Below are 23,029 nucleotides of genomic sequence, written 5' to 3' on the forward strand. Positions count from 1 at the left end.
CTCAAGCTGTCTGTTTTGCAGTGACGAACGCCGCAAGGCTCGCCACGTTGCTGAAGTGATTACGGGTGTCCTTGGCGTCGGCATCGATTTTGATGCCGTACTTTTTCTGGATCGCCAGGCCGAGCTCCAGCGCGTCTACCGAGTCCAGGCCCAGGCCTTCGCCGAACAGCGTCTGGTTGTCGCCGATGTCGTCGACGCTGATGTCTTCGAGGCCCAGGGCTTCGATGATCAGCTCTTTGATTTCCAGCATCAGGCTAACGGTGTTCTGATCGCTCATCTTCGGCGAGCTCCTTGATAAAGTAAGAGTGCAAATAGTCATTGAGCTTGCGCGAGGCCTGGGGCGCAGGTCCTTGCGTAGCGAAGGCCTGTGGGTCTATATCGGCCCCGACGCGGAAACTGAAGTGCACGCGGCGTTTGGGGATCCGATACCAGGGTTCGGCCTTGGTCAATGTGGTCGGGTTGACCTTGATAATTACCGGGGTGAGGATTCTCGCACCACGCAGCGCGATTGCCGCACCCCCCCGATGAAAGGCCGGCGGTTGGCCGGGTCGGGTCCGGGTGCCCTCGGGAAAGATGATCAGGGTCTGACCGCTTTTCAGCGCGTCGGCAGCGGCGTCGAGCATGTCCATACTGCCATCGTTGCTGATGTATTCGGTACAGCGTAGCGGACCGCGAGTGAACGGGTTTTCCCAGAGGCTTTTCTTGACCACGCAATTGGCGTGACGCACCAGACCGATCAAAAACACCACATCGATCAGCGAGGGGTGGTTGGCGACGATCATCTGGCCTGGTCGTCCGAGTTTTTCCGCCCCCTGAATGTCATAGGTCAGCACGCCGCTGCGCGCCATGAACCGAATGAAAAACCAGAAACACCGGCTGACCGTATGTCGCGCACGCTGACGATGAACCTGAGCGTCTCCCGGCAAGCAGTTCAACAGCGGGAACACCACCAGTCGCAGGCACAGGCTGCTCAACCCGAACAGGGTGAAGCTTGCGGCGGTGGCCAGCAGGCGCCAGTAGTAGGCGTCGCGGTTTTTATCGGTTACGGGTTGCGTTGCCAGGTCCATACACGATTTTTCCAGGCATGTTGGCAGGTAGTCTGCTGGCCGAGCAGCGTATGCAACAGATTCAGGGCATGGGGCCAGCGGGCTTTGGACAACGTGTGCGGGGCGCTGTTCAGCGACAGCTGCCACTGATTGCCGGGGGTGATCAACAGGCCGACTGCGTAAGGGAATGGCACATCGTCGATCCAGGCCGAGTAGGCAGTGGGCGGTTGCTCTTCAGTCACCACCAGCAGTACCGCGGGCGCGCCTTCCTCAAGCAGCGCTGCCGCCTCCAGCATGCCGTGTTCAAGGCCATCGCCGGCCGCGGCGAGGGCGGTCATTTCGCTGGTTTCGCCGCGCATGATCGACCACAGACCGATGACCGCGTTGTGTACCGACAGGCTGAACTGGGTGGGCGACAATGGCTGGTCGGTCGCCAGATCGCTGAGAATTTCGAAGGTGCGCGGGGTTTCGCCGTGGCGAGAAATAAAGACCAACGGTAGATCCTGCCGACCATCGGCCAAGGGCCAGCCGACACTGAACGCCATCCGCGCCAGACGGCTGAGTCGCCGACGCTGCATGGCCGGCAGAAACGACACATCCGGGGCGGCATCGCTGGGCTCGAGCACGACCGGTTGTCGGCTCCAGGCCTGCCAATCATCCACGCTTTCAAGCCCAGGGGCCCAAGCGCGCCATTGGGCGATGTTGAAGTTGATCACAGACATTCATCCCGCCCCTGCGGGCTTCCTTTAACGCGGTGAGTCGCAAGAGCCGCGGCTGACCTGACGTGGCGCTTAACGCCGAGTGGCGCGCATTATCCCGGTGCTGCGGGTGTGTAGCAAATGCTGGTTACATTTTGCGCAACGAAATGTACCGTCTGGTTCGCGAAAAGCTGTCGTTTTGCCATTATCCACGCTGCGGCGGACATGTCTGTCGGCACTGTCGGCTATCAATGGACGAGTTGGCAGCTTTTCCGGCCAGAGATTTGCCTATGACTGTGTAGTCTAGATGCTGGCGAGGTAGCTAAGCAGCGATGTGGACTACTACACTCGGTCATTCTTTGATACACGGAGGTTTAGACATGCGGCGCGTGGTGTTCAATCAGAAAGGTGGCGTGGGCAAATCAAGCATTGCCTGCAATCTGGCGGCGGTCAGCGCCAGCGAAGGCTATCGCACGTTATTGGTGGATCTCGATGCCCAGGCCAACTCCACTCAATACCTGACGGGGCTCACCGGTGAGGATATCCCGATGGGTATCGCCGACTTCTTCAAGCAGACCCTGTCCTCCGGGCCGTTCTCGAAGAAAGGTCAGGTCGACATCTACGAAACTCCGTTCGACAACCTTCACGTCATCACTGCCACCGCCGAGCTGGCAGACTTGCAGCCCAAGCTTGAGGCCAAACACAAGATCAACAAGCTGCGCAAATTGCTCGAGGAGCTGGACGGCGATTACGACCGGATCTACCTCGATACCCCGCCGGCGCTGAATTTTTATGCTGTCTCGGCGTTGATCGCCGCTGATCGTGTGCTGATTCCCTTCGATTGCGACAGCTTCTCGCGCCAGGCGCTGTATGGCCTGCTGGCGGAAATCGAAGAATTGAAGGACGATCACAACGAAGGGCTGGAAGTCGAAGGTATTGTCGTCAACCAGTTCCAGGCTCGTGCCAGCCTGCCCCAGCAAATCCTCGACGAACTGATCGCCGAAGGGCTGCCGGTGCTGCCGGTATACCTGGCCAGTTCGGTGCGCATGCGCGAATCCCATCAGGCCAACACGCCGCTGATCCACCTCGACCCGCGGCACAAGCTGACCCAGCAATTCGTCGATCTGCACAACCTGCTGGAAAATGCCTGAAAGGCAAAAGATCGTCCGAACGCGGCCCGGGCCTTCGGACGATCTTTTCAGGCCATTATCAGATCCCCTGACTGCGCAACCAGCTCATCAACTGCGGTAACGGGAAGGCTCCGCTCTGGCGAGCCACTTCCCGGCCGTTCTTGAACAGAATCAGGCTCGGGATCGAGCGAATCCCCAACTGCGCCGACAACTGCTGATTCGCCTCGCTGTCCAGCTTGGCCAGCCGACACTTGCCCGCCAACTGCCCTGCCGCCTGTTCGAACACCGGTGCAAACGATTTGCACGGCCCGCACCAATCCGCCCATACATCCACCAGCAACGGCAGGTCACCCTTGATCTGACTGGCGTAATCGCCTTGCTTCAATTCGAACGGCTTGTTCAACAAGACCTCGGCCTTGCAGCGGCCGCATTTTGGATGGTCGTTGAGGCGCTCGGCGGGGATGCGGTTCAGGCCATTGCAGTGGGGGCAGGGGATGAGGAGTGGGTCGGTCATGATCGGGTTCCGGATGAGTAGGCAATCTATGGAACTGATCTGGAGTCGGAAATGATGTTTATCAAGGCGCAAGTTTGTAGGCAGTAACCTGGTGGAGTTCATAGGCGACCATATCGAAGCCTATGACCAAAAGCGCAGGCGAGTACCCGTCTGAATATTCAGTGTTGTTCAGTCTCACGACGAACAACTGATCTCCAGATGCTTGCCCCATTCCGGTGGCCGCTCGGCGTAGCTCTCCATCCCCGGCTGCTCCTCGAACGGATTGCTCAGTACCGCATGCAAACGACGAACTTCTGAATAGTCGCCGCTTTCCGCTGCATCGATGGCTTTCTGCGCCAGGTAATTGCGCAGGATGTACAGCGGATTCACCGCATGCATCCGTTCGCGGCGCAGTGCCTGATCAGCCTCACCTTCACGGGCAACTCGGGCACTGTAGCGCTCACCCCAGGCATCGAAGCCCTTGATGTCGACGAAGTCATCACGCAGGCGGGCGACGGCCAGTTCGGGTGATTCATCGCCGAGGCGGCGCAAGAACAGGCTGTAATCGACGCCGCTGTTCTGCATCAGTTGCAGTAGCTGTTCCAGCAGTTTCTGGTCGTCATCTTCGGCGGTAGTAAGGCCGAGGCGGCGACGCATCAGGTCCAGGTAGTGGGCCTGGAACAGTGGCAGGTACAGGCCGAGGGTTTCGCGCAGAGCTTCGACGCTGATGAACGGCGTCAGGGCCTGGGCGAGGGCGCTAAGGTTCCACTGGCCGATCGGTACCTGGTTGCTGAAGGAGTAGCGGCCCTGGTCATCGGAGTGGTTGCAGATGAAGTGGGCGTCGAAGTCGTCGAGGAAGGCAAACGGGCCGAAGTCGAAGGTGATGCCGAGGATCGACATGTTGTCGGTGTTCATCACGCCGTGGCAGAACCCGTAGGCCTGCCATTTGGCGATCAGTTCGGCATTGCGCTCGACGATTTCGCGGAACATCGCCAGATACGGTTCTGGCTGCTCCAGGCAGTGCGGGAAGTGCATGGCCAGCACGTGCTCGCCGAGTTCTTTCTGCTGCTCGGGGCGCTTGGTGTAGTAGAAGAATTCGAAATGCCCGAAGCGCACATGGCTCGGCGACAGGCGCAGGACCATGGCCGCGCGTTCCTGTTTCTCACGCCAGACCGGCGTGTCGGAGCCGATCACGCACAGTGCGCGCGTGGTGGGAATGTTCAGGGAATGCAGGGCTTCTGAGGCAAGGAACTCGCGGATCGAGGAGCGCAGCACCGCGCGTCCATCGCCCATGCGCGAGTAAGGCGTCTGACCGGCGCCCTTGAGGTGCAGGTCCCAATGCTCGCCAGCTTCGTTATAGACCTCGCCCAGCAGCAGGCCGCGACCGTCGCCCAGCTGCGGGTTGTAGGAGCCGAACTGATGCCCGGAATAGACCATCGCCCGCGGCTCGGCTTCGGCCCACAGCTTGTGGCCGCCGAACAGCTCGGCGAACACCGGTGTTTCGGCCTCGGCCGGGTCCAGGTCCAGCAGCGCCATGGCGGCGGGGCTGGCGACCACCAGTCGCGGAGCAGCAATGGGCTCAGGCAGTACATGGGTTGAGAACGCGTCGCCCAGGCGGGCGAAGCGATTGTCGAAGGTCAGTTCGTCGAGGGCTTTCAACGGCCATCTCCAGCAGAATGTCCGAGCATTCTGCTAGGGATAGCGCGCTTAGTCGAGTTCGACAGGCGGCGGCTCTTGCCGCGGTTTGCTGGTGGGTGCCGGAACAATGGTTTTGGTTTCCGGTTCGATCGGCACCATTTTGTACTCCTGGCCCTGAAGGTTCTTGAGATAGACCTCCATCTGGCGGAACGAGATGTTGATGTGCTGCTTCTTGAATTCGCGATTGATGAAGCGGTTGACCTCATCGAGCACCGGGTTGCGGTCACCGAGGTCACGCACATGCATGCGCAACTCGTGGTCGAGGGTGCTTTCGCCGAAGTTCAGGAAGTACACCTGGGGTTCCGGGTCCTTCAGCACACGCGGGTTATTGCGGGCCGCCTTGAGCAGCAGCTCTTTCACCAGGTCCAGGTCGGAGCCGTAGTCGACGCCGAGCTTGAGGGTCACCCGGGTGATGGTGTCGGTCAGCGACCAGTTGATCAGTTGCCCGGTGATGAACGTCTTGTTCGGGACGATGATGTCCTTGCGGTCGAAGTCGGTGATGGTTGTGGCACGGATGCGGATCTTGCTCACCGTGCCCGACAGGTTGCCGATGGTGATGGTGTCGCCGATCCGCACCGGGCGTTCGAACAGGATCATGATGCCGGAGATGAAGTTGGCGAAGATTTCCTGCATCCCGAAACCGAGACCGACCGACAGCGCCGCCACCAGCCATTGCAACTTGTCCCAGCTCACGCCGAGCGTGGACAGGGTCGAAACAAAACCGACACCGGCGATCACATAGGACAGCAACGTGGTCGTGGCGTAGGAACTGCCCTGGGCCAGGTTCAGCTTCGACAGCACAAACACTTCCAGCAGACCCGGCAAGTTGCGCGCCAGCGCGAAGGTGATGCCGATGATGATCAGCGCGCCGAGCATGTCGCCGATGCTGATCGGCACCATGCTCATATTGGCGCCGGTGCCGCTGGTGTATTCGTAGAGGGTGATGTTGTCCAGGTACGAGAACACCGAGATCAGGTCCGACCAGACCCAGTACAGCGCCGCGATGAAACCGCCGAGCAGGGCCAGGCGGATCAGTCGCAGGGACTGTTCGTTGACCTTCTCGATGTCCAGGGTCGGCTCTTCGATCACCGCTTCGCCGTCGCCGGCCTCTTTCGCGGCCTGGCGTTTGGCCAGGGCGCGCTGATAGGCCAGGCGCCGTGCCGCAACGCTGAGGCCGCGCACGAAGGTGGCTTCGATCACCAGCCAGAACATCAGCAGGTACAGGGTGTTGATCAACCGGTCACTGAGTTTCAGCGCGGTGTAGTAGTAGCCGAAGCACACGGCAACGAACAACGCGATCGGCAGGACGGTGAACATGATTCCCACGGCCTTGCGGAACAGCGAGGCGTTTTCGTGGGTCGGGCTGCTGACCAGCAGGCGGCTGAGCAGCCAGGCCATCAAGGCGTAGCAGGTCAGCACCACCGGCATGCCAAGCACGTCATCGGCCAGCGCCGCCGGTTGCAGCTCGGCGACCGCCACTACGGTCACCAGGGCCATCACCACCAGCCCGAGCCGGCGAATCCAGCCTTGAAGGAATTCGACCTGGGGCTTTTCCCAGCGGAAATGCAGTTCGGCCACGCCACCCGGCGCAAGGATGCGGTAGGCGGTGTAGAACACCAGCCAGGCCTGGGCCATTTGCAACAGCGCCGCGCCCATATTGGCGTTCTGCCCGCGTGCGTCGATCTGCAAGGCCAGGCCGCACAAGGCCAGACCCAGGGAAACCGGCATCGCCAGCAGGATGTTGATCAGAATCGCTTGCGGGGTGTGCCACTGGCTGTCGCGCTTGAAGTGGCCGATGTCCTGGTGAACTTTGTTCAGGCGGGCATAGAGATTTTTACGGCGCCACAGCAGTGCCCCGATCAGCAGGGCCAGCGGCAAGAACAGCAGCGGCCGCTGCGTCAGGCCATCGGCCAATTCGCTCAGGCTCGAAGCCCACGGCAGGGTCGTGACCTGACGTTGCAGGCGTTCCGGCACGCCGTGCATCCACTCAAAATCCAGCGGCTTGTTGCTGGGAATCCAGAACATTTGCTCGTCCAGCGTAGCCCGCAGACTTTGCGCGGTGCTGAGCAGTTGTTTCTGATTGAGTTGCAGGGTGATGGATTCGTTGAGCACCGCGCTCAGTTCGCGATTCAAGCGCTCCAACAGGTCCGCGCGGGTGGTGGCCAACTCCAGCAGGCTCTTGCGCAGTTGCGGGGTGACTTGCTCGGGCGGTTGAGTTGCCAGCAGGTTGTCGACATAGGTGATCGGGTTGCTGAGCAGTTCCCGTTGCTGACTGACTTCGAACTGATACAGGCGAATGTCGGCAATCTGGTCGGCCAGGTCGCGGTCGAGCCTGAGACGCGGCAGAGACTGTTTCTGTTTGTAGAGAATCTTGGAGAGCAGCAGGCTGCCCTTGAGCACGTTGATCTGTTCGTCCAGCGCCGAATCGCTCTGGGTCACGCTGTCCAGTTGCTGCTTGGTCTGCAGGTTCTGTTGGGTAACTTCGTTGAGGCGGTCGGTGCTTTTGAGCAGGTAATCGGAGAGCTTCAGGTTGGCCGCGCTTTCGGTGGCCAACAGGCTACTACCGCCGGCCTTCTGTGCCTCGATGGACTGCTGGGTCACTGTCTCTTGCGACAGGGCCAGGCGTTTCTGGTTGATCAGGGTTTGCAGGTCCTGGATCTCCTGATCCAGGCGATCGGATTTTTCCGACAGCAAGTCGTGCTGGCTGTTGCCCAGGTCCTGCAACAGGCTGTTGCCGGCCAGTTCCTGGCGACGCAACGGGATCAAGGCGTTGAGTGCCGCGAGTTCGGCGTTGAGCTGGTCGCGTTGCTCGGCGGTCAGGGTCTTGCCGCTGTCCTTGCCGAGCTTGAGGATGTTGTTGATCTGCTGGATGCGCGTCTGGCTGGCAGATATCTCGGCCTGGGCGCGCTCGGGGCGGGTCTGGGCGGTAATGATCAGGCTGTTCGCTTCGGCCAGGGCCTTCTGCAGGTCGCTTTGTTGAGTGGAACGTTCGGTCAGCAGTTGTTCGAGCTGCTGAATCGTCTCTTTGGTATAGCGTTGTCCCACCGGCACCACTTTGGTGGCCTTGAGGCGGGTCAGCTCGCGCTGGTTCTCGATGTTCTGCTTTGGCGCATTGCTCAACTGCTGCTTGAGATCGATCAGTTTCTGGTCGTAATCACGCCGGTTGTTGAGCTGGGTGAGCGTGCTCTGCAGGACCGCTTGCAGGGCTTTCTGATCGGCCTCCGGCAGTTTGCGGTCGGCGATCTTGTCCAGGCTCGCCTGCACGGCTTCGCTGGATGGCGGCTCGGCGGCTTGCAGCGTGTTGATGGAAAGACTCAAGCCCAGCAGGGCCATGATGAAAAAAGTGCGCAGAGTTGACATAGAGACCGATCGAAACGTGATGAAGAATGGAGTTTAGAGGAACAGGCCGGGGCCGGGGCGACTTCCTTCGGGGAATCTGACGCCCACTTTACCTATCTTGTTCCCTTCCATGACCGCGACGGTCCAGAGGGTGTTGTTCCACTCCACCTGGTCACCGACGACTGGAGCGCCGCCCACTTTCTGGGCAATGAAGTGGCCCAGGGACATGTTCGGATCGATGCCCTCGACTTTCAACCCGTACAGGGCAGCAACCGCGCCCAGCTGGGCGTCTCCTTCGAGTACGAAGTCGCCGAAGAAGCGCAAATCCAGCCCCCGTTGCGGTGCCTGGCTGAAGAGTTTTCCGAGGGCCGGAAGGTTGTGTTCATGGCCGATCACGCAGAGCAAATCATCGACTTCGAGCACCGTACTACCCGACGGATGGAGCAGCTGCTGGCCACGAAACAGGGCTGCGATACGGGTGCCTTCGGGCATTTTCAGCTCGCGAAGGGGAGAGCCGATGCACCATTTCTCGGCACCGAGGCGATAAACGAACAGCTCCCACTCGCTGGTGACATGCACTTCCAGCGCCGACCGGGAGATCGGCAGGGGCTCCGGCGGGACGGTCACTTTCAGAAGCTTGGCGACCCACGGCAGGCTTGTGCCCTGCACCAACAGCGACACCAGCACGATAAAGAACGCCAGATTGAAATACAGCTGAGCATTGGGCAGCCCCGCCATCAACGGGAACACCGCCAGAATGATCGGTACGGCGCCGCGCAGGCCAACCCAGGAAATGAATGCCTTCTCGCGTCCATGGAACGCCTTGAAAGGCAGCAGGCCAGCCAGCACCGACAGCGGGCGGGCAAACAGAATCATCCACAGCGCCAGGCCCAGTGCCGGCAAAGCAATCGGCAACAGGTCATGGGGCGTGACCAGCAGCCCCAGCACCAGGAACATGCCGATCTGGGCCAGCCAGGCCATGCCGTCGAGCATATGCAAAATGCCGTGGCGGCTGCGCACCGGGCGGTTGCCGATCACCAGGCCGCACAGGTACACCGCCAAAAAGCCGCTGCCGTGCAGGGCGTTGGTCAGGGCAAACACCACCAGGCCGCCGGCAATCACCAGAATCGGATAAAGGCCGGTGGCCAGATGGATGCGATTGACCAGTTGCAGCATCAGCCCACCCCCGGCGAGGCCGATGACGGCGCCGATACCGAACTCACGCAGCAAGTGCCCGAGCAGGCTCCAGTGCAGGCCGGTCTGGCCGCTGGCGAGCATGTCGATCAGGGTTACGGTGAGGAACACCGCCATCGGGTCGTTGCTGCCGGATTCGATCTCCAGGCTCGCGGTCACCCGTTCGTTCAGGCCTTTGCCGCCCAGCAGCGAGAACACGGCCGCGGCATCGGTGGAGCCGACGATGGCGCCGATCAGCAGGCCCTGAATCAGGTTCAGGTCGAACAGCCACGCCGCCGCCATGCCGGTCAGCCCGGTGGTGATCAACACCCCGACCGTGGCCAGCGACAGCGCCGGCCACAATGCCACGCGAAAACTCGCCACCCGGGTGCGCAAGCCGCCGTCGAGCAGGATCACTGCCAGGGCGAGGTTGCCGACCAGATAAGCCGTGGGGTAGTTGTCGAAAATAATGCCGGCACCGTCGACACCGGCCGACATGCCCACCGCGAGGATGATCACCAGAATCGGGATCCCGAGGCGCGATGAAAGTGAGCTCACCAGAATGCTCGCACCTACCAGCAACGCGCCGATCAAGAACAGGCTGTTGATGGTCGTCGCATTCAAAGGCAGTACTCCAGAAGCATAAAGGCGGGCGCAAACTGACCATGCAGTCCGCGTGCCAGCGATTCTAACCTGTTGAAATGTGATGCTGTCAAAAAGCTTTTGACGGCGATCATCCCCTGTGGCGAGGGGGCTTGCCCCCGTTGGGTCGCGCAGCGACCCCCAAGCCGGCGCTGCGGTGCGCCAGATTCAACGCGTAGGTTAATTTGCGACTGCTGCGCAGCCGAACGGGAGCAAGCTCCCTCGCCACAGGGGGGAGTAGCCGTTACAGGCTAAACCGCCCAACCATGTTGTTCAGGTCCAGCGCCAGGCGCGACAGTTCGTTGCTGGCCGCACTCGTCTGGTTGGCACCGGTGGCCGATTGCACCGACAGGTCACGAATGTTCACCAGATTGCGGTCCACTTCACGGGCCACTTGCGCCTGCTCTTCGGCCGCGCTGGCGATCACCAGGTTGCGCTCGTTGATTTCGACGATGGCGCTGTTGATGGTGTCCAGCGACAGGCCGGCGCCGCGCGCGATGTTCAAGGTCGACTCGGCACGCTCGGTGCTGTTACGCATCGAATCCACGGCGTGTTCGGTGCCGCTCTGGATGCTGCCGATCATGCGTTCGATTTCGCTGGTCGACTGCTGGGTGCGATGGGCCAGGGCACGCACTTCATCGGCAACCACCGCAAAACCACGGCCGGCTTCACCGGCACGGGCCGCTTCGATGGCAGCGTTCAACGCCAACAGGTTGGTCTGGTCGGCCAGGCCGCGAATCACGTCCAGCACTTTGCCGATGTCTCGCGACTCGTTGGCCAGATCGCCGATCAGCGTGGCGGTGCTCTGCACGTCGGCGCTCATGCGTTCGATGGCGCTGACGGTTTCCTGCACCAGGTCACGACCGTCGCCCGCCGAAGTGGTGGCGTTTTTCGAGGCTTCGGAAGTGCTCACGGCATTGCGCGCGACTTCTTCCACGGCGCTGGTCATTTCGTTGACGGCGGTGGCTGCCTGCTCGATTTCGTTGTTTTGCTGGGTCAGGCCACGGGCGCTTTCGTCGGTGACACTGTTGAGTTCTTCCGCGGCGGACGCCAGTTGCGTGGCCGAACCGGAAATGCGTTGCAGGGTGTCGCGCAGTTTGTCCTGCATCTTCGCCATGGCGGCCAATAGACGACCGGCTTCGTCTTCACCATCGACCTTGATCGGACGTGTCAGGTTGCCTTCGGCGATTTCTTCGGCGGCGCTCAGGGCATTGGCGATCGGCTTGGTGATGCTGTTGGTCAGTAGCCAGGCGAACAGCAGGGTCAGGCCGGTGGCGATCACCAGCAGGGTCACCACCAGGTTGAAGGCCGAGGAGTACTGGTCGACGGCTTGCTGGTTGGTGTCGACGGTCTGCTGGGTGTTGATCTCCAGCAAGCGGTTGAGCACGGTGTTGATGGCTTCAGAGTTGTTCAGCACATCGGTGTTGACCAGCGTGCGCATTTCGTCGACCTGATTGTTGCGCGACAGGCTCTTCATCCGGTCTTCGATCTGGCGGTACTGACCGAGCAACTGCACATACTGATCATAGGCTGCACGTTCCTGCGGGCTGGCGATCAACTTTTCATAGCTCGCCTGAGCCGCTCGAATCTGCTGGTTACGGGTTTCCATCAGCTCGATGGTTTTCTGCTGGACGTCCGGCTCACGATTTACAAGCAGACGATAGGCCAGCACACGCAGGCGCAGGGTCAGCTGGGTGAATTCGTCGAGGCTCTTGATGCTCGGTACGCTGTTCGAGGTGATCTCCTCGGCGGCGCCGCGAATCTTGCTCATCTGGTTCAGGGCGAACACACCCAGGATCAGCATCATGGCGCCAATCAGGGTGAAACCGAGGAACGCCCGCGGTGCGATATTCATATTTCGTAGGGACATGGTGTTCACCGAAAAAAGCGCCTCCGTGCGAGGCTGAGACTGTTGTATGGATGACTTATCGGTCATACGACTAAAGTCTTGAGTCGCTGCGCGCATTTGTCGCAGAAGGGCCGCGACGACGAAGTGCAGGAACCAGAGCCGTCAATCGCAGTCTTTAAAACTCGCGAGGAAGGTCGACCGCCAGGAAAATCAAGGCCTTGCGCCTGCATAACCCTGGCTTCCACAGTGACTTTTCTTTATCGTACGCGCCCTTTGAAAATGCCCGGAAAATCAAAATGTTAGAAGCATCCCTAAGCCAATTGGAACAACTGGTCAGTGACCTGGTGCAACAGAACCAGACCCTGCTCGGCACCAACCAATCCCTGAGTGCAGAACTGGCCCAGGTCAAGGATGAAAACGAAAGCCTGCAACTGAGCCTGATGGAACAGGAAGAGAAACAAGGCGCCACCGTTGCACGCATTCAGGCCTTGGTTGAGCGCGTCAGCGCCGGCCCTGTCAGCGCATGAGTTACGGCGCCGCAGGGGTAAAAGTCGTCTCGATTCTGGGTGAAGACTATTCAATCAAGGCGCCGGCCGGGGAAGAGCAGACCCTGCTGGACGCGGCATTGATGTTGAAGGCCGCACTGGCCGAGACCAAAAAGAAGTACCCGGCGCTGATCGGTGACCGCTTGCTGGTGCTGGCGGCGATGAATCTGTGCTCGCAGCAGATCGAAATGCAAAAGCGTCACCAGCAGGAACTCGACCGTTACCAAGAGCAAGTCAGCGCCACGGTTGAAGTGATCGCCAAGACGATCAATCAGGCCTGATCGGCTTTGCGCACAACCAAAGAATAAATTGTCGATTGAGTTGTATACAATCGGCATGGCTGTTGCAGTGTTTCAGCCTCTTATTCTTTGGGGGTGCTCCATGCAGTTCTGGCGACGCAGTATTCAATGGCAGTTGATCCTGAGCATGGGCACCGCCCTGCTGGTCAGTATTCTGATCGTGGTTGGCATTTATACCCTCGTGGTCAACCGCCTCGCCCAGCGCTATCTGGTCGAGCAGGCGCTGCCGTCGAGCATCGAAGCGATGCGCAACGACATCGAGCGCATCCTCGTCCAGCCCCTCACCGCCGCCAAGGACATCGCCAGTAACAGCATGGTGCGCGACTGGCTGGCCGGGGGTGAAAACGGCACCCAGACCGCCGGTTTCGTCAGTTATCTGGAAGGCATCCGTGCCGAGCACAAGGCCTTTACCGCGCTGATCATCGGTGCCACTTCAAACCATTACTTCACCGAAAAGGGCCTGGACCGCACGCTTAGCCGCTCCAATCCCAATGACGCCTGGTTCTATTCGTTCCTTGACGGCAATCAGCCGCGCACCCTCAATATCGACAATGACACCGCCACCGGCGAGTTGGCGCTGTTCATCGACCTCAAGGTCGAACAGGCCGGCAAAGTCGTGGGCGTTGCCGGGCTGGGCCTGAGCATGAAAGAGCTGTCGGAGTTGATCCAGAATTTCAACTTCGGTGAGCGCGGCAAGGTCTATCTCGTGCGTTCCGACGGTTTGATCCAGGTTCATCCCGAGGCACAGTTCAGCGGCAAACGTACGCTGGTCGAACAGATCGGCGCCTCGGCGGCGCAAGCGGTGATGACCTCCGCCGCGTCTGGCAGCAGCAGTTTTGCCCGCGATGGCGAAGAGTTTCTGGCCTTGAGCCTGCCGCTGCGTGATCTGGGCTGGACCCTGGTGGCCGAAGTGCCGCAGTCGCAGATCTACGCCGAAGCTCGTCGGGCGATGTGGATGAGCAGCGGCATTGGCCTCGCGGTGGCGCTGGTGTGCCTGTTGCTGGTGGTATTGCTGGCCCGTGGATTGGTGCGACCGATTCGTCAGGTAACAGCGGCGCTGGTAGCCATCGGTAGCGGTGGTGGAGATTTGACCCACCGGTTAGATTCCAGTCGCGCCGATGAGCTGGGTGATCTCGCTCGCGGTTTCAATCGGTTCCTGGAAAGTCAGCGCGAGATGATCGGCGAAGTGCTGACCACCAGTGAACATTTGCGCACGGCGGTCGGTCAGGTGGCGCGGGTGGTGGACAACACCGCTGAGCGTTCCGGACGTCAGCAGGAAATGACCGACATGGTCGCCACCGCCGTTCACGAGATGGGCCTGACCGTGCAGGAAATCGCGCAGAACGCCGGCAACGCGGCGGTTGCTTCGCAAACAGCGCGGGATGAAGCGCTGCAGGCGCGGGAAGTGGTGGGCGGGTCGATCAGGCATATAGAAAGTATGTCCGACGAAATTGGTGTCGCCGCTGGAGCGGTGGGCGAGTTGGCCCATCAGGTGGCGTCCATCGATCAAGTGCTGGCGGTGATTCGCGGGATTTCCGAGCAGACCAACTTGCTGGCGCTCAACGCGGCCATCGAAGCGGCACGGGCCGGGGACATGGGGCGCGGCTTTGCGGTGGTGGCCGATGAAGTGCGGACCCTGGCGCGGCGGACTCAGTCGTCCACCGACGAAATTCAGCAGATGATCGGCAGCCTCAAGCAGGGGGCGGAAAATGCGGTGTCTTCAATGCACGCCGGGCAAGCGGCGACCGGCACAGGAGTTGAGTCGAGCCAACGCACCGGGGCGTCGTTGACGGCGATTACCGGGCAGGTCGAGCGCATCAGCGACATGAACCATCAGGTGGCCACGGCGACGGAAGAGCAGTCGGTGGTGACCGAAGAGATCAACCGCAACGTGCAGGGGATCTCCGACCTGGCTCGAGCCACGGCGGGGGAGGTCAGGGCTTGCCGTGAAGACTGTCAGACGTTGCAGCGTTTGGCCGATGATTTGGCGCGGCAGATGGGTGGGTTCAAGTTGAGCTAATTGATCGTACCCACGCGCTGCGTGGGAATGCAGCCCGGGACGCTCCGCGTCCCTTCCGCGGCCGTGACGCAGAGCGTGGGAACGATCGGTGTCAGCGGGTCAGAACCACTCATCCTGCATGCTCAGACACACATCATCCCGCGCCTCAAGAATTGCCAGTTCATGGTGGCAACCCGGCACTTCCCACGTCAGGAAATACCGCGCCGCCTGTAGCTTGCCTTTATAGAAGCTCACATCCGCCGCGTTCCCTTTGGCCAACCCTTCCTCGGCGCGAATCGCCTGTTCCAGCCAGCGCCAGCCGATCACCGTATGACCGAACACTTTCAGGTACAGCGCCGAGTTCGCCAGGCTGCTGTTGACCTTGCCCTGAGCCAGATCGGTCAGCAGACCGATGGTCACGGTTTGCAGGCGCGCCACCAGTTTTTCCAGCGGTTCACGCAATGGAGTCAGCGACTCATGCGCCTGCGCCCGCTCGGCGGTGTCGGCGATCAGACGGATCAGTTGCTTGAGCCCCGCGCCGCCGTTCTGCGCCAGTTTGCGCCCCAGCAAGTCCAGCGACTGAATGCCGTGGGTGCCCTCATGGATCGGGTTCAGACGGTTGTCGCGGTAATACTGCTCCACCGGATACTCGCGGGTGTAGCCGTGACCGCCGAGAATCTGGATCGCCAGTTCGTTGGCCTTCAGGCAAAACTCCGACGGCCAGGATTTGACGATCGGTGTCAGCAAATCCAATAGCTCATGGGCCTGTTTGCGCTCGGCTTCGCCCTCAAGCGTCGTGGTGTCGTCGAACAGCCGCGCCGCGTACAAGCCGAGGTCGAACGCGCCTTCGACGTAGGCTTTCTGGGTCAGCAGCATGCGTTTGACGTCGGCGTGCTGAATGATTGCCACCGGTGCCGTAGTCGGATCCTTGCTGTCCGGCACCCGACCTTGCGGACGCTCGCGGGCGTATTCCAGGGAATACAGATAGCCGGCGTAACCCAGCATCACCGCGCCCATGCCGACGCCGATCCGCGCCTCGTTCATCATCTGGAACATGTAGCTCAAGCCATGGTGCGGCTTGCCCACCAGATAGCCGACACACTCGCCGTTATCGCCGAAGTTCAGCGCGGTGGAGGTGGTGCCGCGCCAGCCCATCTTGTGGAACAGCCCGGCCAGCAGCACATCGTTGCGCTTGCCGAGACTGCCGTCATCGTTGACCAAAAACTTGGGCACGATAAACAGCGAAATACCTTTCACCCCGGCCGGTGCGTCCGGCAACTTGGCCAACACCATGTGCACGATGTTTTCCGACAGCGGGTGATCGCCGCCGGAGATGAAGATCTTGTTGCCCTTGAGTCGATAGGTACCGTCGGACGCAGGCTCGGCGCGGGTACGAATATCCGACAGTGACGAGCCGGCGTGCGGCTCGGTCAGCGCCATGGTGCCGAAGAAGCGACCGTCGATCATCGGTTGCAGGAAGCGTTGCTTCTGCTCATCGGTGCCGAAGCTTTCGATCAGGTTGGCCGCGCCCATGGTCAGGAACGGGTAGGAGGTCGACGCCGCGTTGGCCGATTGAAAGTGCGCGAAGCAAGCCTGGGACAGTAGTGTAGGAAGTTGCATACCGCCGGCATCGAAACTGCGCGCGGCGTTGAGGAAACCGGCTTCGAGGAAGGCATCCACCGCCGGTTTCACTTCCGGAATCAGGATCGCCTGACCGTCCTCATAGCGCGGCTCGTTCTCGTCGCCCTTGCGGTTGTGTGGGGCGAAGAACTTCTCGGCGATGTTGCGGGCGGTGCCGATGGCGGCATCGAAGGTCTCGCGATTGTGCTCGGCGAAACGCTCACGTTGGGTCAGGCCCTCGGCATCAAGGACTTCATACAGCTCGAAAGCCAGATTGCGGGAACTGAGCAACGTCTCGGACATGGCGGCCTACCTTTAATTGGGATGGACCGAGTCTAGGCGTGGGAATAGAGGCTGAACAGGATGATTGACAACGGTGATGGAGAGGCCAAAAAAATGGGCGCCGGTGAGGGCGCCCATTTTTATGTTGCTGACGGATGATCGTTCCCACGCTCTGCGTGGGAATGCCTCAAGGGACGCTCCGCGTTCCAGCCGCGCTGCCGATTTCGAGCCTGGCACCGATGGGACGCGGAGCGTCCCGGGCTGCATTCCTTTGCTGCGCGTGGGAACGATCACGAGGGAGTTAACCGATAGTCATCAAACTGGCGTTACCACCCGCCGCAGCGGTGTTCACGCTCAACGCCCGCTCGATCACCAGACGCTCCAGTGCAATGTTGGTCTCACCCTGCGACAAACCATGAACCCCGACAATCGCCCCCGCACGCTTGGCCACTTGCTGGCACACCGCACGCAGCTGATCGGAATGGCCATGATGCAGAACTGCATCAACCACCACTTCGTCTTTGGTCCAGTCGGCAACCCGCTTGATCCGCGTCTGAACTTCCTTCGGCAGACGTGCGAACAAGGCCTTGCCCGGTTCAGCGTCCGGCCACACCGCCGAACCGCCGACGGCCAATACTGCGGCCAGTTGAGTTAGCAGATCACCTTCGACGTCCGCCAGGCACAGTACGTGTTCGCGCGGCAGGATGGCGTAGCTGTTGCGCTCGCCGGTCGGGCCGGCCAGCACGCGGGTGATCCCGCTCTGGGATTGCGCCGCGAACTGCACGCACAGGGCGCTCAGGTCCGCGAGCTTGTTGCTGTCGGCCCAGGCTTTCAGCGCGGTCAACGGTTGGCTCATGGCATCGCGCAGACGCACGTCCGGCGCTGCGATGGCATCGCCGCGAGCGAAGGATTGTTCGATCGCATCGGTAGGACGCGTCGACAGCAGGCGGTACAGATACAGCGGACCACCGGCCTTCGGACCGGTACCCGACAGGCCTTCGCCGCCGAACGGTTGCACGCCGACCACGGCACCGACGATGTTGCGGTTGACGTAGACGTTACCGGCGTTGACGTTGTCGATCACCTTGGCGATGGTCTCGTCGATGCGAGTATGCACGCCCAGGGTCAGGCCGTAGCCGGATGCGTTGATCTGGCCGATCAGTTGGTCGATGTCTTTGCGCTTGTAGCGCACCACGTGCAGCACCGGGCCAAAGATCTCCCGTTGCAGCTCGTCGAAGCTTTCCAGTTCGATCAGGGTCGGCATCACGAAGGTGCCGCGTTTGACTTCTTCGCTGTTGGCGATCGCCACCTGGTACACGTTGCGACCTTTGTCGCGCATGGTCTGGATGTGCTTCTCGATGCCGGCCTTGGCTTCGGCGTCGATCACCGGGCCAATGTCCACGGACAGGCGCTCCGGGTTACCGAGTCGGCATTCCGCCATGGCGCCCTTGAGCATTTCGATGACACGGTCAGCGGAATCTTCCTGCAAGCACAGCACTCGCAGCGCCGAGCAACGTTGACCGGCGCTGTCGAACGCCGACGACACCACGTCGATGACCACTTGTTCGGTCAGTGCCGAGGAGTCGACGATCATCGCGTTCTGGCCGCCGGTTTCAGCGATCAACGGGATCGGACGGCCCTGGGCATCCAGACGACCGGCGACGTTGCGTTGCAGCAGGCGCGCGACTTCGGTGGAACCGGTGAACATCACGCCTTTGACCCGATCGTCGCCGACCAGACGGGCGCCGACGGTTTCGCCACGGCCCGGCAGCAGTTGCAGCACGCCTTCCGGAATCCCGGCTTCGAGCAGCAGGCGCACGGCTTGAGCAGCGACCAGCGGGGTTTGCTCGGCAGGCTTGGCCAGTACCGGGTTACCGGCGGCCAAAGCAGCAGCCACTTGGCCACTGAAGATTGCCAGCGGGAAGTTCCACGGGCTGATGCACACCACTGGGCCCAATGGGCGGTGGGCGTCGTTGGTGAAATCGTTGCGTGCCTGCACCGCGTAATAACGCAGGAAGTCCACGGCTTCACGCACTTCGGCGATGGCGTTGGCGAAGGTCTTGCCGGCTTCGCGAGCCAACAGGCCCATCAGCGGCTGGATCTCGCCTTCCATCAAATCGGCGGCACGTTCCAGGATTGCGGCGCGTTCGGCTGGCGGCGTGGCCTGCCAGATCGGCGCAGCATTCAAGGCGCATTGGATCGCGTTGTCGACGTCTTCGACGGTGGCTTCCTGCACATGGCCCACCACGTCACGCAGATCGGACGGGTTGAGGACTGGCGCAGGGGTTTCAGTGCTGGAGGCGCAACCGAGCATCGGCGCGGCTTTCCAGTTGTTATGGGCTGTGGCGAGCAGAGCGCAGGACAGCGAAGCCAGGCGATGTTCGTTGGCCATGTCGATGCCGCTGGAGTTGGCGCGCTCGGCACCATAAAGATCACGCGGCAGCGGAATACGCGGGTGCGGCAGGCCGAAGCCGCCTTCCAGCGTCGCCATTTGCTCGATGCTGGCCACTGGATCGGCCACCAGCTCCTGAATCGAAATAGATTGGTCGGCGATGCGGTTGACGAACGAGGTGTTCGCACCGTTTTCCAGCAGACGACGCACCAGGTACGCCAGCAGTGTTTCGTGGGTGCCGACCGGAGCGTAAACGCGGCACGGACGGTTCAGCTTGCCGTCGGAGACTTTGCCTACAACCTGTTCGTACAGCGGTTCGCCCATGCCGTGCAGGCACTGGAATTCGTACTGACCCGGGTAATAGTTCTGACCGGCGATGTGGTAGATGGCCGACAGGGTGTGGGCGTTGTGCGTGGCGAATTGCGGGTAGATGACTTCCGGCACCGACAGCAGCTTGCGTGCGCAGGCGATGTAGGAAACGTCGGTGTACACCTTACGGGTGTAGACCGGATAGCCTTCCAGGCCCTCGACCTGGGCGCGTTTGATTTCGCTGTCCCAGTACGCGCCTTTCACCAGGCGGATCATCAGGCGATGACGGCTGCGGCGAGCCAGGTCGATCACGTAGTCGATCACGTACGGGCAACGCTTCTGGTAAGCCTGGATCACGAAACCGATGCCGTTCCAGCCAGTCAGTTGCGGCTCGAAGCACAGGCGCTCCAGCAGATCCAGCGACAACTCGAGGCGGTCGGCTTCTTCGGCGTCGATGTTCAGGCCGATGTCGTATTGCTTGGCCAGCAGGGTCAACGACAGCAGGCGCGGGTACAGCTCGTCCATCACGCGCTCGTACTGGGCGCGGCTGTAACGCGGGTGCAGGGCCGAGAGCTTGATGGAAATGCCCGGGCCTTCATAAATCCCACGACCGTGAGAGGCTTTGCCGATCGCATGGATGGCTTGTTCGTACGAGGCCAGGTACTTCTGCGCATCGTGCTCGGTGAGCGCGGCTTCACCCAGCATGTCGTAGGAATAGCGGAAGCCTTTGGCTTCGAACTTGCTGGCGTTGGCCAGGGCTTCGGCGATGGTTTCGCCGGTGACGAACTGCTCGCCCATCAGGCGCATGGCCATGTCGACGCCCTTGCGGATCATCGGTTCGCCGCTTTTGCCAATGATGCGGCTCAGGGAGGAGGTCAGGCCGGCTTCGTTGTGGGTGGCGACCAGTTTGCCGGTCAGCAACAAGCCCCAGGTGGCGGCGTTGACGAACAGCGACGGGCTGTTGCCCAAGTGTGGCTGCCAGTTGCCGGTGCTGATCTTGTCGCGGATCAAGGCGTCGCGAGTGCCTTTGTCCGGGATGCGCAGCAGCGCTTCGGCCAGGCACATCAGCGCCACGCCTTCCTGGGACGACAGGGAAAATTCCTGCAGCAGGCCCTGAACAATCCCGGCACGGCCGCCGGCGCTCTTCTGATTGCGCAGTTTCTCGGCAATCGAGGCGGCGAGCTTGTTGGTGGCTTCGGCCATCGGTGCCGGCAGGCGCGCCTGCTCGATCAGCATCGGCACCACTTCAGGTTCCGGGCGACGGTAAGCGGCAGTGATCGAGGCGCGCAGCACCGATTGCGGCAGGATGCTTTCAGCGAATTCCAGGAAGCATTGGTGCGCGTGATCGACGTGGACCTCGCCCACCTCGTCAACTTCCTTGCTGTTCAAACCATTCAGCTCGGATAGGGTTGCACCACCCTCGAGTTTTTCCAGGTAATTGAAAATTGCCTGCTTGATCAGCCAGTGCGGCGTGCGATCAATCGAGGTCGCGGCGGCCTTGAGGCGTTCGCGGGTCGGGTCGTCAAGTTTGACCCCAAGGGTGGTGGTAGCCATATTTTTATCCTCATGTTTGCCACGACCGCGTGGCATCAGCTGACGGCAAGATTAGCTGTGCGTTGGTTGAGGTGCAACCGGGTGCAACCCTTTTTTTGCCGGAATAATAAGCAGCTCGTCAGGAAATAAATTCTGATACACCGGTACGGCTCCTGCTTGGTGCTTTTGCTTCTAGCTCAATCCGGAAAACGCCCTAAAAAGGAGCAAAAACCGACTGTTTTCAGGTAAATCCGATTAGGTGCAACTTATTCGAACGAAACTGGTTGCACCTTATTTGCATTGTTGAATAGCATTCGCGGCCAAGGTGCAACCGGTCAAAAAGATCGGTGCACCGGCTGATGGCTTTCCTGGGGAAACATCAGTCATAAATGCGCGGGCCCCCGAATCGTCTGTCAAACGTCATCGTTTGCGAGCGGTTCACGCCGCCGCTACATAAAAACAATGCCAGGGCGTAACTCAATGAGCGTAAGCAACCCAACCCTGATCACGTTCGTGATCTACATCGCAGCAATGGTGCTGATCGGCTTCATGGCCTATCGCTCCACCAACAACCTTTCTGACTACATTCTGGGCGGTCGTAGCCTGGGCAGCGTCGTGACCGCACTCTCTGCCGGTGCTTCCGACATGAGCGGCTGGTTGTTGATGGGCCTGCCGGGCGCTATCTACATGTCCGGTCTTTCCGAAAGCTGGATCGCCATCGGCCTGATCGTCGGTGCTTACCTGAACTGGCTGTTCGTCGCCGGCCGTCTGCGCGTGCAGACCGAGCACAACGGCGATGCGCTGACCCTACCGGACTACTTCTCCAGCCGTTTCGAAGATAAAAGCGGCCTGCTGCGGATTATCTCCGCGGTCGTGATCCTGGTGTTCTTCACCATCTACTGCGCTTCCGGCATCGTCGCTGGCGCTCGTCTGTTTGAAAGCACCTTCGGCATGTCCTACGAGACAGCGCTGTGGGCCGGTGCTGCGGCGACGATTGCCTACACCTTCGTTGGTGGTTTCCTGGCAGTGAGCTGGACCGACACCGTACAAGCCACGCTGATGATCTTCGCCCTGTTGCTGACGCCGATCATCGTTCTGCTGGCCACTGGCGGCATCGACACCACGTTCCTGGCCATTGAAGCGCAAGACCCAAGCAACTTCGACATGCTGAAAAACACCACCTTTATCGGCGTGATTTCGTTGATGGGCTGGGGCTTGGGCTACTTCGGCCAGCCGCACATCCTGGCGCGTTTCATGGCGGCGGATTCGGTCAAGTCGATCGCCAACGCTCGTCGCATCTCCATGACCTGGATGATCCTGTGCCTGGGCGGCACCGTCGCTGTAGGATTCTTCGGCATCGCTTACTTCTCGGCACACCCTGCCGTGGCCATGCCCGTGAGCGAAAACCACGAACGTGTGTTCATCGAACTGGCGAAAATCCTGTTCAACCCGTGGGTTGCCGGTGTGCTGCTGTCGGCCATTTTGGCGGCAGTGATGAGTACGCTGAGCTGCCAACTGCTGGTGTGCTCGAGTGCCCTGACCGAAGACTTCTACAAAACTTTCCTGCGTAAAAGTGCTTCTCAGGTTGAGCTGGTCTGGGTCGGTCGTGCCATGGTGCTGCTGGTTGCCCTGATCGCTATCGCTCTGGCGGCTAACCCGGAAAACCGTGTACTGGGTCTGGTCAGCTACGCCTGGGCAGGTTTCGGTGCTGCGTTCGGTCCAGTTGTCCTGATCTCCGTGATCTGGAAAAACATGACCCGCAACGGCGCGCTGGCCGGCATCCTGGTCGGCGCGATCACTGTGATCGTCTGGAAACACTTCGAACTGCTGGGCCTGTACGAAATCATCCCTGGTTTCATCTTCGCCAGCCTGGCGATCTACATCGTCAGCAAAATGGGCGCACCGACCAGCGGCATGCTTTCGCGCTTCGCCGCGGCCGAAAAGGATTTCCGCCTGAACCAGTGAGGGGGATTAGCTGATGC

Annotated in this window: 15 protein-coding genes and 2 pseudogenes; 6 read left to right on the top strand and 11 right to left on the bottom strand. The window is 60.7% G+C overall.

What is annotated here, in order from left to right; all coding sequences use genetic code 11:
* Position 1: 1 nt before the first annotated feature.
* From AC1RO5_RS16285 to AC1RO5_RS16295, 3 genes are read right to left on the bottom strand one after another with little or no spacing between them, the layout of a single operon-like run.
* Positions 2-277, bottom strand: a complete 276-nt coding sequence (locus tag AC1RO5_RS16285; RefSeq protein WP_493176216.1) for a phosphopantetheine-binding protein — start codon at positions 275-277, stop codon at positions 2-4.
* Positions 255-1,067: a lysophospholipid acyltransferase family protein gene (locus AC1RO5_RS16290; protein ID WP_018928587.1), complete on the bottom strand. Its 813-nt coding sequence runs from the start codon at positions 1,065-1,067 to the stop codon at positions 255-257. The genes AC1RO5_RS16285 and AC1RO5_RS16290 overlap by 23 nt, the downstream gene beginning before the upstream one ends.
* Positions 1,043-1,768: a beta-ketoacyl synthase chain length factor gene (locus tag AC1RO5_RS16295; protein WP_007936748.1), complete on the bottom strand. Its 726-nt coding sequence runs from the start codon at positions 1,766-1,768 to the stop codon at positions 1,043-1,045. Before AC1RO5_RS16295 ends, AC1RO5_RS16290 begins: the two co-directional genes overlap by 25 nt.
* A 356-nt stretch (positions 1,769-2,124) precedes the next feature.
* Here AC1RO5_RS16295 and AC1RO5_RS16300 point away from each other — a divergent pair, with 356 nt between their 5' ends.
* Positions 2,125-2,895 (top strand): ParA family protein, encoded by a 771-nt coding sequence (locus AC1RO5_RS16300; RefSeq protein WP_493176218.1) that lies wholly within the window; start codon positions 2,125-2,127, stop codon positions 2,893-2,895.
* Positions 2,896-2,953: 58 nt separating this feature from the next.
* On the opposite strand, the gene trxC is transcribed toward AC1RO5_RS16300, so the two are convergent.
* From trxC to AC1RO5_RS16330, 6 genes and pseudogenes are all read right to left on the bottom strand, one after another.
* Positions 2,954-3,388: a thioredoxin TrxC gene (gene trxC / locus AC1RO5_RS16305; protein ID WP_030129872.1), complete on the bottom strand. Its 435-nt coding sequence runs from the start codon at positions 3,386-3,388 to the stop codon at positions 2,954-2,956.
* A gap of 174 nt (positions 3,389-3,562) precedes the next feature.
* Positions 3,563-5,026 carry a protein adenylyltransferase SelO gene (gene selO, locus AC1RO5_RS16310; protein ID WP_493176220.1) on the bottom strand — a complete coding sequence of 488 codons (1,464 nt, stop codon included), beginning with the start codon at positions 5,024-5,026 and terminating at the stop codon, positions 3,563-3,565.
* A 48-nt stretch (positions 5,027-5,074) separates the two neighbouring features.
* Entirely contained in the window at positions 5,075-8,425 is a 3,351-nt protein-coding gene (mscK, locus tag AC1RO5_RS16315) for a mechanosensitive channel MscK (protein ID WP_493176222.1), read from the bottom strand.
* A 33-nt stretch (positions 8,426-8,458) separates the two neighbouring features.
* Positions 8,459-10,201, bottom strand: a complete 1,743-nt coding sequence (locus AC1RO5_RS16320; protein ID WP_007936754.1) for a potassium/proton antiporter — start codon at positions 10,199-10,201, stop codon at positions 8,459-8,461.
* Between the two features lie 262 nt (positions 10,202-10,463).
* Positions 10,464-11,336: a methyl-accepting chemotaxis protein gene (locus AC1RO5_RS16325; RefSeq protein ID WP_371916747.1), complete on the bottom strand. Its 873-nt coding sequence runs from the start codon at positions 11,334-11,336 to the stop codon at positions 10,464-10,466.
* Positions 11,319-12,185, bottom strand: a pseudogene (locus AC1RO5_RS16330) (MCP four helix bundle domain-containing protein); the annotation flags it as partial. The gene AC1RO5_RS16325 and the pseudogene AC1RO5_RS16330, both read right to left, overlap by 18 nt.
* Positions 12,186-12,364: 179 nt before the next feature.
* Here AC1RO5_RS16330 and AC1RO5_RS16335 point away from each other — a divergent pair.
* The 4 genes and pseudogenes from AC1RO5_RS16335 to AC1RO5_RS16350 all read left to right on the top strand — a co-directional run bounded on the left by AC1RO5_RS16335 (position 12,365) and on the right by AC1RO5_RS16350 (position 14,932).
* Positions 12,365-12,595 (top strand): hypothetical protein, encoded by a 231-nt coding sequence (locus tag AC1RO5_RS16335; RefSeq protein WP_007936756.1) that lies wholly within the window; start codon positions 12,365-12,367, stop codon positions 12,593-12,595.
* Positions 12,592-12,894 (top strand): cell division protein ZapA, encoded by a 303-nt coding sequence (locus AC1RO5_RS16340; protein ID WP_007936757.1) that lies wholly within the window; start codon positions 12,592-12,594, stop codon positions 12,892-12,894. The genes AC1RO5_RS16335 and AC1RO5_RS16340 overlap by 4 nt, the downstream gene beginning before the upstream one ends.
* Before the next feature lie 145 nt (positions 12,895-13,039).
* Positions 13,040-14,068, top strand: a pseudogene (locus tag AC1RO5_RS16345) (HAMP domain-containing protein); the annotation flags it as partial.
* Positions 14,069-14,200: 132 nt separating this feature from the next.
* A complete protein-coding gene (locus AC1RO5_RS16350; RefSeq protein ID WP_493176247.1) occupies positions 14,201-14,932 on the top strand; it encodes a methyl-accepting chemotaxis protein in 732 nt (243 codons plus the stop codon).
* Between the two features lie 99 nt (positions 14,933-15,031).
* Here AC1RO5_RS16350 and AC1RO5_RS16355 read toward each other — a convergent pair whose 3' ends face one another.
* Together AC1RO5_RS16355 and putA are read right to left on the bottom strand one after the other, a co-directional pair.
* Positions 15,032-16,834, bottom strand: a complete 1,803-nt coding sequence (locus tag AC1RO5_RS16355) for an acyl-CoA dehydrogenase (protein WP_493176225.1) — start codon at positions 16,832-16,834, stop codon at positions 15,032-15,034.
* Positions 16,835-17,114: 280 nt separating this feature from the next.
* Positions 17,115-21,068 carry a trifunctional transcriptional regulator/proline dehydrogenase/L-glutamate gamma-semialdehyde dehydrogenase gene (putA, locus tag AC1RO5_RS16360; protein ID WP_493176227.1) on the bottom strand — a complete coding sequence of 1,318 codons (3,954 nt, stop codon included), beginning with the start codon at positions 21,066-21,068 and terminating at the stop codon, positions 17,115-17,117.
* A gap of 459 nt (positions 21,069-21,527) precedes the next feature.
* Here putA and putP point away from each other — a divergent pair, with 459 nt between their 5' ends.
* A complete protein-coding gene (gene putP / locus AC1RO5_RS16365; RefSeq protein ID WP_493176229.1) occupies positions 21,528-23,012 on the top strand; it encodes a sodium/proline symporter PutP in 1,485 nt (494 codons plus the stop codon).
* Positions 23,013-23,029: the final 17 nt, after the last annotated feature.

It is taken from the genome of Pseudomonas sp. GW822-FHT02G04, from assembly GCF_058802085.1.